13 protein-coding genes are annotated in these 14,847 nt (G+C 68.4%); 10 read left to right on the forward strand and 3 right to left on the reverse strand.

Features of this window, described 5'->3' with window-relative positions:
- The 3 genes from ABIS05_RS22235 to ABIS05_RS22245 form a co-directional block, all read right to left on the reverse strand.
- Positions 1-490, reverse strand: a 490-nt coding sequence (locus ABIS05_RS22235; protein WP_348012943.1) for a hypothetical protein, incomplete at its 3' end; no start/stop codon positions are given.
- A 209-nt stretch (positions 491-699) separates the two neighbouring features.
- Entirely contained in the window at positions 700-1,914 is a 1,215-nt protein-coding gene (locus ABIS05_RS22240; RefSeq protein WP_348012944.1) for an HD-GYP domain-containing protein, read from the reverse strand.
- Between the two features lie 132 nt (positions 1,915-2,046).
- Positions 2,047-2,691, reverse strand: coding sequence for a c-type cytochrome (locus ABIS05_RS22245; protein WP_348012945.1), 645 nt, complete (start codon positions 2,689-2,691; stop codon positions 2,047-2,049).
- A gap of 89 nt (positions 2,692-2,780) precedes the next feature.
- On the opposite strand from ABIS05_RS22245, the gene ABIS05_RS22250 reads away from it, so the two are divergent.
- The 10 genes from ABIS05_RS22250 (at position 2,781) to ABIS05_RS22295 (ending at position 14,845) form a co-directional block, all read left to right on the forward strand.
- Entirely contained in the window at positions 2,781-3,635 is an 855-nt protein-coding gene (locus tag ABIS05_RS22250; protein ID WP_348012946.1) for a MoxR family ATPase, read from the forward strand.
- Positions 3,635-3,859 (forward strand): hypothetical protein, encoded by a 225-nt coding sequence (locus tag ABIS05_RS22255; RefSeq protein ID WP_348012947.1) that lies wholly within the window; start codon positions 3,635-3,637, stop codon positions 3,857-3,859. Before ABIS05_RS22250 ends, ABIS05_RS22255 begins: the two co-directional genes overlap by 1 nt.
- Positions 3,856-4,452 carry a GNAT family N-acetyltransferase gene (locus ABIS05_RS22260; RefSeq protein WP_348012948.1) on the forward strand — a complete coding sequence of 199 codons (597 nt, stop codon included), beginning with the start codon at positions 3,856-3,858 and terminating at the stop codon, positions 4,450-4,452. The genes ABIS05_RS22255 and ABIS05_RS22260 overlap by 4 nt, the downstream gene beginning before the upstream one ends.
- Positions 4,449-6,440 (forward strand): S9 family peptidase, encoded by a 1,992-nt coding sequence (locus ABIS05_RS22265; protein ID WP_348012949.1) that lies wholly within the window; start codon positions 4,449-4,451, stop codon positions 6,438-6,440. The genes ABIS05_RS22260 and ABIS05_RS22265 overlap by 4 nt, the downstream gene beginning before the upstream one ends.
- A 48-nt stretch (positions 6,441-6,488) precedes the next feature.
- Entirely contained in the window at positions 6,489-7,679 is a 1,191-nt protein-coding gene (locus ABIS05_RS22270; RefSeq protein ID WP_348012950.1) for a hypothetical protein, read from the forward strand.
- A complete protein-coding gene (locus tag ABIS05_RS22275; protein WP_348012951.1) occupies positions 7,676-9,487 on the forward strand; it encodes a BamA/TamA family outer membrane protein in 1,812 nt (603 codons plus the stop codon). The genes ABIS05_RS22270 and ABIS05_RS22275 overlap by 4 nt, the downstream gene beginning before the upstream one ends.
- Positions 9,484-13,452: a translocation/assembly module TamB domain-containing protein gene (locus tag ABIS05_RS22280; RefSeq protein ID WP_348012952.1), complete on the forward strand. Its 3,969-nt coding sequence runs from the start codon at positions 9,484-9,486 to the stop codon at positions 13,450-13,452. Before ABIS05_RS22275 ends, ABIS05_RS22280 begins: the two co-directional genes overlap by 4 nt.
- A 190-nt stretch (positions 13,453-13,642) precedes the next feature.
- A complete protein-coding gene (locus ABIS05_RS22285) occupies positions 13,643-14,311 on the forward strand; it encodes a helix-turn-helix transcriptional regulator (protein ID WP_348012953.1) in 669 nt (222 codons plus the stop codon).
- 3 nt (positions 14,312-14,314) lie between these two features.
- Positions 14,315-14,593: a hypothetical protein gene (locus tag ABIS05_RS22290; RefSeq protein ID WP_348012954.1), complete on the forward strand. Its 279-nt coding sequence runs from the start codon at positions 14,315-14,317 to the stop codon at positions 14,591-14,593.
- A gap of 27 nt (positions 14,594-14,620) precedes the next feature.
- Positions 14,621-14,845 (forward strand): hypothetical protein, encoded by a 225-nt coding sequence (locus tag ABIS05_RS22295; protein ID WP_348012955.1) that lies wholly within the window; start codon positions 14,621-14,623, stop codon positions 14,843-14,845.
- Positions 14,846-14,847 lie beyond the last annotated feature (2 nt).

Here is a 14,847-nt window from a genome sequence, read left to right on the forward strand (position 1 = left end):
CATACGACAGGGTGTTGTTCAGCGGTGACTTGTCGAGCTGCTCGTCGGCGAGGTTGGGGATGCGCTCCAGATGCACGCCGAATCCCTGAACGCCGGAGGCGCAACTGCTGTACAGGCCGACGGCATCGAGCGGCATGCTGGCATCGACCTCACCCAGGTCCGAGGCACGGCTGTGAAAGTAAAGCGTCAGTTTCGGTTCCTGCTGCTCGGCCTTGCCCTTGGTTTGATGGTTAGGCCGGGTGTACAGGCGCAGCACATGGTCAAGCTTCTCCAGGTTGTCCAGCAGCTGGGCGACGTCTTCTTCCCCGGCGTCGGAGTACACGACGAAGCGCTGGCTCTCGGCCCGGAACCACCTGGAGACCTCACTCTTCTTGCCGGCCACCTCCACGCGCTCCAGATTCGCCGGGCGGGCTTGCTGGGCGCTGGTCGAGCAGGCCGAGAGCAAACAGAAGGTGGCGGCGAGAGCGTTCACCCAGGGTTCCTTGCGCATGGCTATTCCATTTCCTTTGAAGCGTGGCTCGGTGCATGGCTGCGAAAACCGAGCTTTCATCCTAACGGCCAGTCACTGCCGCAGCAGCGCCCGATCACGCGGCCCGCCATTCGCATTGATGCGGGCTCACACCAAGGCGACGGCAATCGCCGCGACCTCGCTGGCGATGGGCCCGGGCGGCCTATTTCCGCAGTGTCAACAGGCCCTCATCACCTTTTCGCGTTGGGATTCCAAAGTTCTTCCAGGTGCGGGAAGTTCCAGTTCTCCGGCGGCTCGCGGCCGACGATGCGCTCGGTGATGCCGGCGGCCGACAGGTCCAACATCTGCACCGGAATCGGCATGCCGGCCTTGGTGGAATAGAACACCTTGACCCGTGGCGCCACCAGCGACGCGGGGTTCTGGTCCACCACCACGGCCAGGCGGCCGGACTGCAGGCGCACCAGTGTGCCCGTCGGGTAGATGCCGACGCTCTTCACGAAGGCCTGGAAGATGACCGGGTCGAACTGGCCCTTCCACTGCGACATGCGCTGCAGCGAGCCGGCCGGGTCCCAGGCGTTCTTGTAGGGGCGTGTCGAGGTGATGGCGTCGTAAACGTCGCAGACGGCGCCCATGCGAGCGAACAGGCTGATCTGGTCACCGGCCAGCTTGTGCGGGTAGCCGGTGCCATCGATCTTCTCGTGGTGATGCAGGCAGACGTCCAGCGCCGACGCGGGCACCTTGGAACCGTCCTTGATCAGATCGAAGCCACGCTCGGGGTGGGTCCGCATCACGGTGAACTCGGCATCGGTCAGCGCCCCGGGCTTGTTCAGCACCGCCAGCGGCATCTGCATCTTGCCCACGTCATGCAGCAGGCCGGCCAGCCCGGCCTCGCGCACCTCGGCGTCCGGCAGGCCCATGTGGCGGCCCAGGGCCACCATCAGGCCGCAGACGGCGACCGAATGCATATAGGTGTAGTCGTCCCTGTCCTTGAGCCGGGCGAGGCTGACGAAGGCGGAGGGGTTGCGCGCGAGGGACGAGGTCACGTCGTCGACGATGGGCAGGCAGACCTCGCTGTCGATGGCCTTGCCCAGCCGCGCCTCGCCGAACAAGGCCGTGACGGCCACCTTGGCGCGGCCCAGCACCTGGCTCGCGCGGTCCAGTTCGGCCTCCATGCTGACGCGCGGTGGCGGCGGCGCGCGCACCGGCGCAGCGGCCGGCGCGACCATGATGGGGCTTGGCTTGGCGGGCTCGACGACAGCCACGTCGGCACCCGCGCTGACGTCGATCCAGACCGTCGACACACCGCTGGCCTGCAACGCCGCCAGGTCGGCGGGGTCCGTCAGCACGAACTTGGTCTTCCAGAACGGATGCGAAAGCCATGCGCCCTCCATCGCCTGGAGATACATACCCAGCCTCACCTCGGTGGTCGGGATCTTCTTCAACATGACCGCGTCGTCCGTGTAACGCCGAGTATCTATGCCAGCCCGCGCCGCCACTGTGCAGCCCTGCACGCTTTGAGCACGGGCACAAAAAAGCCGCCTCGATGGGCGGCTTGTCGGCAGGGGCTGCGGGCCCGCTCAGCGGAACTTGCTTTGCGGCACCGTGGCCAGTTCGGTCGGCAGCGTGCTGATGTAGTTGGCAATGGCCTTCAGCTCGGCATTGCTGAACTGCTTGACCTGGCCCGCCATGACGCCATTGCTGCGGCCGACGTTGGCGTTTTTCTCGATCTTGTACGACTTGAGCGCGACGCTCAGGTAGTCGGCATGCTGGCCGGCGAGCTTGGGGTAGCTCGGATCGATGGGCTTGCTGAAGTTGGCGCCGTGGCAGGAGATGCAGGCGCCCTTGGTCAGCAGCTCGGCGACGTTGGCCGGCGCGGCGGGAATGCTCTCGGCGACGGCCGGCAGCTTGGCCTGCTGCTCGTAGAAGGCGGCAACGTCGGCCATGTCCTGCTCGCTCAGCGAGCCGGCGATGCCGCCCATCGTCGGGTGCTTGCGCTCGCCCTTGGCATAGGCCGTCAGTGCCGAGACGATGTATTTCGCGTTCTGGCCCGCGATCATCGGCACCTTGTGGATTTCGGGGAAGCTGGCCTGGTAGCCGACGATGCCATGGCAGCCGATGCACATCGCGATCTTCTTCTCGCCCGCGCGCGCATCCTGCGCCTGGGCGGCAACGCCACCGAATGCGGCGGCCAGGGCAAGCGAGATCTGCAGCAGTTTTTTCATGTCTCGGAGGATGTCGGGTTCTAGTAGCGGCGGCGATTATAGGAGGCCTCCTATACTGAATCGGACTCCCTCCAGCCCCGGTTTTCCCCATGAAATTCCAAGGTTCCGACCAATACGTTGCCACCGCCGACTTGAAGCTGGCCGTGAACGCTGCAGCCACCCTGCAGCGGCCACTGCTCATCAAGGGCGAACCCGGCACCGGCAAAACCATGCTGGCCGAGGAAGTGGCGCAGGCGCTTGGCATGCCGCTGATGCAGTGGCATATCAAGAGCACGACCAAGGCACAGCAGGGCCTGTACGAGTACGACGCCGTCAGCCGGCTGCGCGACAGCCAGCTTGCCGGCATCGAGGGCAGCGACCGCGTACGCCACATCGAGAACTACATCGTTAAAGGTGTGCTCTGGCAGGCCTTCGAGGCTGATCACCCGGTGGTGCTGCTCATCGACGAGATCGACAAGGCCGACATCGAGTTCCCGAACGACCTGCTGCGCGAGATCGACCGCATGGAGTTCTACGTCTACGAGACGCGCCAGCTCATCAAGGCCAAGCACCGCCCGCTCGTCTTCATCACGTCCAACAACGAGAAGGAGCTGCCGGACGCCTTCCTGCGACGCTGCTTCTTCCACTACATCAAGTTCCCGGATGCCGCGACGATGCAGAAGATCGTCGACGTGCATTTCCCGACGTTGAAGAAGGACCTGCTCGCTGCCGCACTGAAGAACTTCTACGACGTGCGCAACCTGCCCGGCCTGAAGAAGAAGCCCAGCACCTCGGAGCTGATCGACTGGCTCAAGCTGCTGGTGGCCGAGGACGTGCCGGTGGACGCGCTGCAGGCCAAGGACGACAAGGTCAGCATCCCGCCACTGGTGGGCGCGCTGTTGAAGAACGAGCAGGACCTGACCCTCTTCGAGAAACTCGTTTTCATGCAAAAGAACAACCGCTGATGGCTCAAGACTTTGACCGCGCCTTGCGCGAGGGATTGGCCGATGCCATCGGCTTCGTCGGCGGCGCACTGGCCGGCTGGGGCCTCGGGCGGCTGCTGGGCGTGGACTTCATCGCCAGCACGGACTGGAATGCGCAGCAGATGGGCGCGCTGGTGCTCATCGTCGTCGGCTGCGGCGTGGGCCGCTGGGCGGCGCGGCGGGTGATGCTGAAAGACAGGCCTTGAGGACCGTCGAACCGGTCACGCTGGCCGCCGGGCCGCTGCGCCTCTTGCCCCTCACGCTGGGCCATGTGCCCGGCCTGCAGGCGGCCGCCGCAGACGGCGAACTGTGGAACCTGCGCTTCACCAGCGTGCCCGCGCCGGACGAGACGGTCGGCTACGTCGAGACGGCGCTGGCCGGCCAGGCAGCAGGCCACCGCCTGCCCTTCGCCGTGCTGGACGCCGCCACCGGCGACGTGCTGGGCTCGACCAGCTATCACGACATCGTGCCGGCCGTCGAGCGCGTCGAGATCGGCTACACCTGGTACGCCCAGCGCGTGCAGCGCAGCGCCGTCAACACGACCGCCAAGCTGCTGCTGCTGACCCACGCCTTCGAAACACTGGGCGCAAAGCTCGTGGGCTGGCGCACCGACAACTTCAACCACGCCTCGCAGCGCGCCATCGAGCGCCTGGGCGCCAAGCGCGACGGCGTGCTGCGCCACCACGCACTGCGCCGTGACGGCACTGTGCGCGACACCGTGATGTACAGCCTGACCATGGGCGAATGGCCCGAGGTCAAGGCGCACCTAAATTGGCAACTGAGCCGACAGCGAACATGAACGACAAGACCAAGGCCTTCGATGTCGATGCACTCTGGGCCTTGGATCGCATCGGCGAGCCCAGCCTCTGCCCCGATGGCTCCCAGGCCGTGGCCGCCGTCACCCGCCATTCGATGGATAGCAACAAGGCGCAGAGCAGCCTGTGGCTGTTCTCGACGCTGGGCGGCGAACCACGCCGGTTGACCGAGGCCGGCGAGAAGGACGGCAACCCACAGTGGAGCCCGACGGGCGAGCTGATCGCCTTCACGGCCAAGCGCGATCAAGGCGGCGAGCACGATGAAGAGCCGCAGCTCTACGTCATCGCGCCGGACGGCGGCGAGGCGCGGCGCGTTGGCTCGGTGCCCACCGGGGTCGAGGCGTTCAAGTGGTTCTCCGATGGTCGGCGCATCGCCTTCGTGAGCTGGGTCTGGCCTGATCGCAAAGCAGCCGAGCAAGGCCAGGCGCTGCGCGACTTCAAGGCCCGCATGGAAACGGCCTACGTCACCGACGAGGCGCTCTACCGCTTCTGGGACCACCACATCCCGATGGGCCGCGTGCCGCATCTGCATGTGATGGACGTGGGCACGGGCAAGGCGCGCGATCTGTTCGAGGGCACGGCGCTGGAGCTGAGCCGCGCCGAGCCGGACGTGAACAGTTTCGACATCGCGCCCGATGGCCGCCGCATCGCCTTCGCCTTCGACACGGCGGCAGAGAAGAAGCTAGACAACCGCTACGCGCTGGCCGAGATCGACGTGCGGACGCGCCGCGTGCAGACGCTGCTGCAGGACGGCGCCTGGCAGTTCGCCGCGCCGCGCTACAGCCACTCCGGCGCTCATCTCGCCTTCCTCGCCAGCCACCAGGCGCTGGGCCACAACCAGCCCGACCGGCTCGCCGTGCTGGACCAGCGCGGCAACTGGGCCGTGTTCAGCGGCGACTGGGTCCACGAGGTCAGCGCGCCGCTGCGCTGGGCCGAGGACGACCAGGCCGTGCTGTTCGCCGCCGAGGACCGGGGCCGGCGCCACCTGTGGCAGTTCGCGCTGGGCGACTGCCGGGCGGACCTCGTCTTCGAGGGTGGCCACGTCGGCAGCTTCGCCCTGGCTGCGGGCTTCACGGTTGTCAACCACGACGGCGTGCAGTTCCCGCCGCGGTTGTCCGTGCTGGACGTTGATGGCCTGCGGCGCATGGAATCACTCAACGACGAGCGTCTCGCCGCCCACAGCTTCGGCCGCCATGAGGAAGTGACGATCACCGGCGCGCGCGGCGACGACGTGCAGATGTGGCTGATCTACCCGCCGAATTTCGACCCGAAGAAAAAGTGGCCAGTCATGCACGTCATCCACGGCGGCCCGCACACCGCCTTCGGCGACAGCTGGCATTGGCGCTGGAACCACCAGGTGTTCGCGGGCCAGAGCTACGTCGTGGCCTGCGTGAACTACCACGGCTCCTCCAGCTTCGGGCATGAGTTCCTGGACTGCATCACCGGCCACTGGGGCGAGTACGAGCTGCAGGACGTCGAGGCCGGCACCGACTGGCTGCTGCAAAAACGCTGGGTGGACAGGAAGCGCATCGTCGCCACAGGCGGCAGCTACGGCGGCTACATGGTGGCGTGGATGAATGGCCACGTGAAGCCGGGGCGCTACCAGGCCTATGTCTGCCATGCGGGCTGCTACGACTGGCAGGCCATGTACGCCGACGACGCCTACAGCTGGCACCGCAAGGAACTGGGCGCCGCTTACTGGGATGACCCCGCCAAGGTCGCCGCGCAGAGCCCGCACGCCTTTGCGCAGCACTTCAACACGCCCACCCTCGTCATCCACGGCGCGATGGACTACCGCGTGCCCGACGCGCAGGGCCTGGCCTACTACAACACGCTGAAGTCGCTCGACGTGCCGGCGCGCCTCGTGTGGTTCCCCGACGAGAACCACTGGGTGCTCAAGCCCCGCAACAGCCGGCTCTGGTACGGCGAGTTCTTTGCGTGGCTGGCACGCTTCGCGCCCTCAAAACACTAACCGCTGCACACAGCCCGAGCGCCGCTTGCCTTTCATAATCACCGGGCCATGCTGATCCAGTTCTTCTACACACTGCGCGCCGCCAAGCTCAAGGTCACCGTCCCGGAGTACCTGACGCTGCTGGAAGCCCTGCAGGCCGGCGTCATCGCCTCGCCCGAGGACGGCGGCGTGGCCAGCATCGACGACTTCTACACGCTGGCCCGCGCCTGCCTCGTCAAGGACGAGACGCAGTACGACAAGTTCGACCGCGCCTTCGCCGCCTACTTCAGGGGCGTGGAGATGCTGACCGACTTCACCGCCGAGGTGCCGCTGGACTGGCTGAAGAAGAACCTGGAGCTGAACCTGACGCCCGAGCAGAAGGCCGCCGTCGAGAAGATGGGCTGGGACGAGCTGATGGAGACGCTCAAGAAGCGTTTCGAGGAACAGAAGGAGCGCCACGAAGGCGGTAACCGCTGGATAGGGACCGGCGGCACCAGCCCCTTCGGCAACGGCGGCTACAACCCGCAGGGCATCCGCATCGGTGGCCAGGGCGGCGGCAAGAGCGCAGTGAAGGTCTGGGAGCAGCGCGCCTACCGCGACTACGACGATGGGCTGGAGCTCGGCACGCGCAACATCAAGGTCGCCCTGCGCCGGCTGCGCCGCTTTGCCCGCGAGTGGTCAGACCTTGAGCTCGACCTGGACGGCACCATCCACGGCACGGCCGCCAACGCCGGCATGCTGGACATCCGCATGCAGCCCGAGCGCCACAACAAGGTCAAGGTGCTGCTGCTGATGGACGTGGGCGGCACGATGGACGAGCACGTGAGCCGCGTGGAAGAACTCTTCAGCGCCGCCAAGACCGAGTTCAAGCACCTGGAGTTCTATTACTTCCACAACTGCGTCTACGACTTCGTCTGGAAGAACAACCGGCGCCGATTCGCGGAGAAGCTCAACACCTTCGACCTGATCCGCAAGTACAACCGTGACTACAAGCTGATCTTTGTCGGCGACGCGACGATGAGCCCTTACGAGATCCTGCAGGCCGGCGGCAGCGTCGAATACAACAACGACGAGGCCGGCGCCGAATGGCTGCAGCGCCTCACCCACGCCTTCCCCAAATACGCATGGATCAACCCCGAGCCACAAGGCGTCTGGCAGTACCGGCAGAGCATCGCGCTCGTCCAGCAGCTGATGCAGCAGCGCATGTTCCCGTTGACCCTCTCCGGCCTTGAAGGCGCGATGCGGCTCCTGAGTAAATGAGACCTCTCCTTTCATTGCTGCTCGTGGCGGCCCTGGGCAGTGGCTGCGCGACCAAGCCCCCAGCACCCGAGCCCGTCCCCGCACCCGACGTGCCCGCCGACGCCCCGGCCGTCTACAGCCTCGACATCGAGGTGGAAGACGACTACCGCGACAACCGGCTGCGCGACCTGCTGCAGCAGCACCTGGACATCGCCCGCTACCGTGCCAGCGAGGCGGCGCTGAGCCGCGTGGAGCTGGCCCGCCTGGCGGCAGCCGCGCCGGCCCAGGCCGCGACGCTGCTGGAGACCATGGGCTACTTCAGCGCGACGGCCAAGGTCGAGCGTCAAGCCGACGACGCTTCGCGGTTGCGCCTGATCGCCACGCCCGGGCCGCGCACGCGCGTGACCAAGATCGAGCTGGACTTCCAGGAAGGCCTCGCCGCCGACGACGCCAAGGCACAGCGCGACAGCCTGCGCAAGGCCTGGTCGCTGGAGGAAGGCGACCCCTTCACGCAAGGCTACTGGGCCTCCGCCAAGAACGACCTGCTGCTGCGCGTGCGCGCCGACGGCTTTCCGCTGGCGCGCTGGGGCGAGACGGCCGCGCGCGTCGATGCCGACACGCAGACCGCCGAGCTGCGCCTCGTGCTCGCCAGCGGCAACCGCGCCCGCTTCGGCGAGCTGCGCATCGAGGGCCTGAAGCACCACAGCCGCCAGACCGTCGAGCGCCTCACCGGCTTCAAGCGCGGCGATGCCTACACCGAGCAGCAGCTTGCCGAGTTCCAGGAGCGGCTGGCCAAGACCCAGCTCTTCGACGGCGCGCGCGTGCAGCTGCAGTCCGAGGTGGTGGAGGCCGACGGCACCAGCCCCGTGCTCGTGACGTTGACCGAATCGGCCCTGCAACAGGCCACGGTGGCGGTGGGCTATCACGCCAACAACGGCCAGAGCATCAGCGTCGAGCACCTGCACCGCCAACCCTTCGGCCTTGGCGTGCGGGCGCGCTCCAAGCTGCAGTTCAGCCGCGACCTGCGCGGCGTGGAGCTGGAGCTCAGCTCCCACCCCCAGCCCGACCTGAAGCGCAACCTGGCGTCGCTGCAGTTCGAGCAGGACCGCAGCGGCGACACCATCGCCACCAACCTCGGCCTGCGCCTGGGGCGCATCTATGAATCCACACGTGACGACCGGCTGAGCTATGTCGAGCTGCTGCGCGCCCGCGAGACGGCCGGCAGCGAGGTCAACACCAACCTGGCCGTGTCCATCAACCAGCAATGGATTCGCCGCCGGCTGGACAGCACGCTGCTGCCGACCGATGGCCACCAGGGCCTGCTGCTCGTGGGCCTGGGCCAGGCGCGCGGCGGCGGCAGCGACGACAGCGGGCCGTTCGGCCGCATGCAACTCAAGCTCGGCGTCTACAAGCCCTTCGGCGGCTGGTTCGGGTCGGCGCGTGTCGAGGTCGCCCAGGTGCTCGTGCGTGAGTCGGTCGGCGTGCCCGAGAAGCTGCTCTTCCTGGCCGGCGGCGACGAGTCCGTGCGCGGCTACGCCTACCGCAGCCTCGGGCCAGTGGAGAACGGCCTGACCGTGGGCGGCCGCGTCATGGCCACCGGCAGCCTGGAGATTGCGCGGCCCATCATCGCCAGCTTCCCCGCACTGTGGGGCGCCGTTTTTGTCGACGCCGGCAATGCCGCGTCGCGCTGGCAGGAGTTCCGCCCCGTGCTGGGCTATGGCGCTGGCGTGCGCTTTCGCAGCCCGGTCGGCCCGCTGCGGGTGGACGTGGCGCGGGCGCAGGAAACCGGCAAGTGGCGGCTGCACTTCTCCGTGGGTATCACGCTGTGAGGCGCTCCGTGCGCATCCTGCGCAACACGCTGATCGGTCTCGCGGTGCTGGTCGTCATCGTCGCGGCCTTCCTCGCCTGGCTGCTGCGCAGCGAGTCCGGCGGCGCCTGGGTGCTGGCTCACCTTCCGGGTGTGCAGCTTGAGGCGCCCGAGGGCTCGCTGATAGGCGATTTCCGCGCGAAGCGGCTGCTGCTGAAGTGGGCCGGCGGCGAGGCCGAGTTGCGCGGGCTGCGCTGGTCCGGCCTGGGTGTGAGCCCCAGCGCGGGCGTGCTGGCCGCGAGCGAGCTGTCGGTGGATGAAGTCCTCATCCGCACGCAGCCCAGCACCAGCCCGCTGGTGCCGCCGCTCGACCTGAGCTTGCCGCTGGGTGTCAGCATCGCCAAGCTGCAGATCGGCAAGCTGAGCTGGTCGCCCGACCAGCCGCCGCTGCTGAACCTGGCCGCCGAGATCGACCTGCCGCGCCGGGGCACCCATCACATCAAGCTGACCGGCGCGCGCTGGCAGCACCTGCTGCTGGCCGGCGACGCAAAGATCGAATCAGCCGCGCCTATGCAGACCGAGGGGACGCTAACCGTACAACAGAACGAAGCCACCGACCTGCCCTGGCTGGCCGTCGCCGCCGCGCGTGGGCCGCTGGCCAAGCTCAGTGCCAAGGCCGAACTGGCGGCGGCTCACCAGACGCTCAAGGTTGAAGGCCAGGTGCAGCCGTTCTCGCCCTGGCCCGTCAACGCGCTGCAACTGCAGGCCGACAAGTTCGACCTGGCCGCCGTCATGCCCGGCCTGCCGCGCACGTCGCTGACCGGCACCGCCAAGCTCAACGCCCCGGCGCTCAATGCCGAGGCGACGCTGCAAGCCGAGCTGCGCAACGCCGCCGCCGGCCGCTGGGACCAGGGCGCTCTGCCCGTCAAGCAGCTCAAGCTCGCGCTGGCTGGCCGGCCCGACCAACTCACCAGCCTGCGCCTGACGACGCTGGACGCCGAGCTCAACGGCGGTGCGCGCGTGCAGGGCAAGGGCCAGCGCGCGAACGACGGCCGCTGGCAGCTCGACGCCCGCGTGCAAGGCCTGCGCCCCGAACTGCTGGACGCCCGCGCCACGCCCGCGCGGCTGGACGGGCCGCTGGCGCTGTCCGGTGGCCCCAACCTGCCCATCGCCGCCAAGCTCGACCTGCGCGGCACGCTGGAGCAACGCCCGCTGCGCGTGCAGGCCCGCGTGCAGGGCCGCCTGCACGAGCAAGGCAGCAGCTGGCAGATCGAGGACGCGCGGCTCACCAGCGGCGAGGCCGAACTGCAGGCCAGCGGCAGCGTCGAGGTGCCGAACGCCGGGCTGCCCGCCGCCAAGCTCAAGGCGCAAGTGCGCCAGTTCGACCCGCGCCTGCTGTGGCGCGGTGAAGCGGGCTCGGCCTGGGCCCGCCTGCCGGGCGCCACCCGGCTCAACGCCGACGCGCAGCTCGACCTGCGCGGCAACGCGCTGGACAACCTGGCCGGCAGCGCCGACGCACGCGTGCTGCCGAGCCAGTTCGCCGGGCTGCCGCTGCAAGGCCAGTTCAGCGTCAAGCGCGCACGCGCAGCCGACCCCGCCGCCTTCGATGTCGACGCGCGCCTCGGCCAGAACCGCGTGCAGGCCAACGGCGCGGCTCAGCCCGACACCGTGACCACCCAACTCAAGCTGCAGGCCCCCAAGCTGGCCGAGCTGAACCCGCTGCTGGCCCTGTTCAGCCAGAGCCCCATCGCCGGCCAAGCAGAGGGCGACGGCAACCTCCAGCTGCTGCGCGTCAAGCCGGCGTCGCTGGGCAAGCTCACACCCAAGACCATGCCCGCGACGGTCTGGCAGCTGGGTGGCAGCGGCAACGCGACGCTGAAGGGTCTCAGCGCTAACGGCATCTCGGTGGACAGCGCCAAGGCCCGCTGGGCACTGCCGGCGCCTGGCACAGGATTGGACACAAACGGCGACGCGCCACTGTCCTTGCAACTGGAGGCAGGCGGCGTGGGCGACAGCCAGACGCAGCTGAAGCTCGTCAAGCTGGACCTGCAGGGCCGGCGCAGCGCCCACGAGCTGAAGCTGCAGCTGGCCGGCCGCGTGCCGCGCGGTGATCAGGACTACAACCTCGGTGCCACGCTGCAGGCACAGGGCGGCTGGGACGGCCAGGCCTGGGCCGGCCGCATCGCCAAGCTGGACATCGCACCGCTGCGCCCCAACACCCCGGCCACGCTGGTGGCCAGCAACATCAGCCTGCGCGTGGCCCTGGCCGACACCGGCCTGCAAGTCACTGCCGAGCCCGGCGGTGCCGAGGTGGGCGGCGCCCTGGTGCGCTGGCAGGCCCTGAGCTGGCGCGGCGGCGAGCGGCCCGAGGCGCGCGCCGACCTGCTGCTGGACGACCTCACCGTGGCGCCACTGCTGGCGCGCTGGCAACCCGACTTCGGCTGGGGCGGCGATCTGCGAATCACCGGCCACGCCTCGCTGCTGCTCACCGACAAGCTGACGGCCGACGTGCTGCTGGATCGCCAGAGCGGCGACTTGCGCGTGACGGACGAGTTAGGCACCCGACCCCTGGGCCTGACCGACCTGCGCGTGGCGCTGAATGTGAAGGACGGCGTCTGGCAGTTCGCGCAAGGCCTGGCCGGCAAGGAACTGGGCAGCTTCGGCGGTGCCGTGACGATGCGCCCGGCCAAGCTCTGGCCCGACGCCAGCACGCCCGTCGACGGTGTGCTGCAGGCCAACGTGGCCGACCTCGCCACCTGGGGCCGCTGGGTGCCCGCCGGCTGGCGCCTGGGCGGCCGCGCGTCGGCCACCATGCAGATCAGCGGCAAGCTCGGCGGCCCCGACCTGACCGGCCGCGCCGAGGGCGAGGGCCTCGCGCTGCGGCATCTGCTCTACGGGGTGGACGTGACCGAAGGCCGCTTCACGCTCGACCTCAAGGGCCAGAAGGCCGAGCTGACCCAGCTGGAGGCCCGGGCCGGTGACGGCTGGCTGCGCGCCACCGGCCGCGCCGAGCTGGGCGCCAAGCCCAGCGCCCACATCGAGATCAAGGCCGACAAGATGCGCGTGCTGTCGCGCGTGGACCGCCGCATCGTCGCCAGCGGCGAGGCCACGCTCGACTTCGACGACAAGGGCCTGCAGCTCGCCGGCAAGCTGCGCGCCGACGAGGGCCTGTTCGACTTCACGCGCGGCGACGCGCCGTCGCTGGCCGCCGACGTGACCGTGCTGCGCAGCTCGCGCAACGTGGACACCACCCTTGCTCCGGCACCCAAGCCCCCGCGCAACACGCAGGTCAACCTGGCGCTGGACTTCGGCCGCGACTTCAAGGTGCGCGGCCGCGGGCTGTCGACGACGCTGCGCGGCCAGTTGCAGATCACGCAAAAAAGCGATGGCCTGCTGCGCGTGACCGGCAAGCTCGACGCCGACGGCGGCCAGTACGCCGCCTATGGCCAGAAGCTGGAGATCGAGCGCGGCGACATCAGCTTCACCGGCTCGCTGGACAACCCGTCTCTGGACCTGCTGGCCGTGCGGCCTAACCTCGACGTGCGTGTGGGCGTCCACGTCGGCGGCACGGCGCTGGCGCCGCGCATCAGCCTGTACTCGGCGCCGGAGATGAGCGACACCGACAAGCTCTCCTGGCTGCTGCTCGGCCGCGAACCCGACGGCCTGGGCCGCACCGACACGGCGCTGCTGCAGCGCGCCGCCCTGGCCCTGCTCAGTGGTGAGGGCGAAGGCGCCACCGGCAAGGCCTTGCGCCAGCTGGGGTTGGACGAGCTGTCGCTGTCGCAGAGTGATGGCGACACCCGCTCGACCATCGTCCGCCTGGGCAAGCAGATCTCGCGGCGCTGGTACGTGGGCTACGAGCGCAGCCTGAACGCGACGACCGGCTCCTGGCAGCTCATCTACCGCATCGCCCAGCGCTTCACCTTGCGGGCGCAGAGCGGGGATGACAACGCGTTGGATCTGATCTGGCAGTGGAAGTGGGATTGAGCCCACCCCCGAAGGCGCTCACGCGCCTCCCCCTCAAGGGGGCGCAGCCGATGGACCGGCAAAGCCGGATCCATGGCTGCTGCGCGAGGAGAAGCCGGCCTATGGCGGCTGCTTCTTGGGTCAGATAGGCACTTTTAATTTGTTCAGGATGTTGGTCAATTATTTAAATAATGACTAATATTCTGGACAAATGACCGAGACCACCACCGCTGTACTTGAGCGCCAGCTGCTGCTGCAGTTCGGCGAGCGCCTGCGGCGGCTGCGCAAGGCTCACAAGCTCGGCATGGTGCAGATGGCGCAGCAGGTAGGCATCTCGCGCACGACGTTGGCGGCTGTGGAGGCTGGCGACCCGGGGCCGTCGCTGGGCACTTACCTGCGCGTCATGTCCGTGCTCGGCATCAGCGGCGAACTGGCCTTGCTCGCGGGCGACGCGCTGCAGGCAGCCCCGGCGGGCTCGGCCGCAGCACGGTCAAAGCGGACTCGTCCGATCGTGCAGGTTAGCGTCACCGCCGACACCGCCCGCCACGACGCGCAAGACCTACAAAGCCTGGCGCTGCATGAGGCGGCCGTGCGTCTCGTAAGGGAGCGGCCCGAGTTAGTGGATCAGGCTCAGGCGACGCTCGCACGCTGGCTCGGTGGCCGCGTGTCCAACACCACCTCCCTGTGGCAGGAGTGGCAACGCATCCTTGAGCGGCGGAGCTGGCGAAAGGTGCTCAGCCGCACCCGCCGCGCGCAGGAGCTGCGGCAGGCATCGCCGCTGATCACCGTGTTGCCGGCCGCTGTGCGCGAGCGCGTGCTGAGCGACGTCGGCAAGCTCAAGAAGGGCGTCACGCTGGGCGCCACCTCCGAGCCAAGTTGAATCATGACCCGCGAAGGACTGGAGCATCTGATCCGCGCCAGTGCCGCGGTGACGGACCAGTACGAATTCGTCATCGTCGGTAGTCAATCCATCCTCGGTGCCATCCCGAATCCGGAAGCCGTGTTCACGATGTCCGCCGAGGCCGACATCTACCCGCTGGCCGCGCCCGAATTGCCCGACAAGATCGACGGCGCACTGGGCGAAGGCTCGCAGTTCCACGAGACTTACGGTTACTACGCGCAAGGCGTCGGCCCCGATACGGCCGTCCTGCCAAGCGGCTGAGAACGGCGGCTGCACCGTGTTCAGAACGTGGCGACCAATGGCCGCGTCGGCTATTGCCTCGACCTCGTCGACCTCTTTCTGTCAAAGGCTGCGGCGGGGCGCGACAAGGACCGGCTGTTCTGCATCGCCCTGCTGCAGCACGGCCATGTGTCGGCTGCCGACGCGCTCGCCCGGGCACCGGACATGCCGCTTGACGCGGACGGCAGGCGGCGCCTTCGAGCGGCCATCACCCGTTGGTTCAAGGCCGCCTGAAG

Origin of the sequence: Roseateles sp. (assembly GCF_039929605.1) — a bacterium.
In the GTDB taxonomy this organism is placed as follows: Bacteria; Pseudomonadota; Gammaproteobacteria; order Burkholderiales; family Burkholderiaceae_C; genus Pelomonas.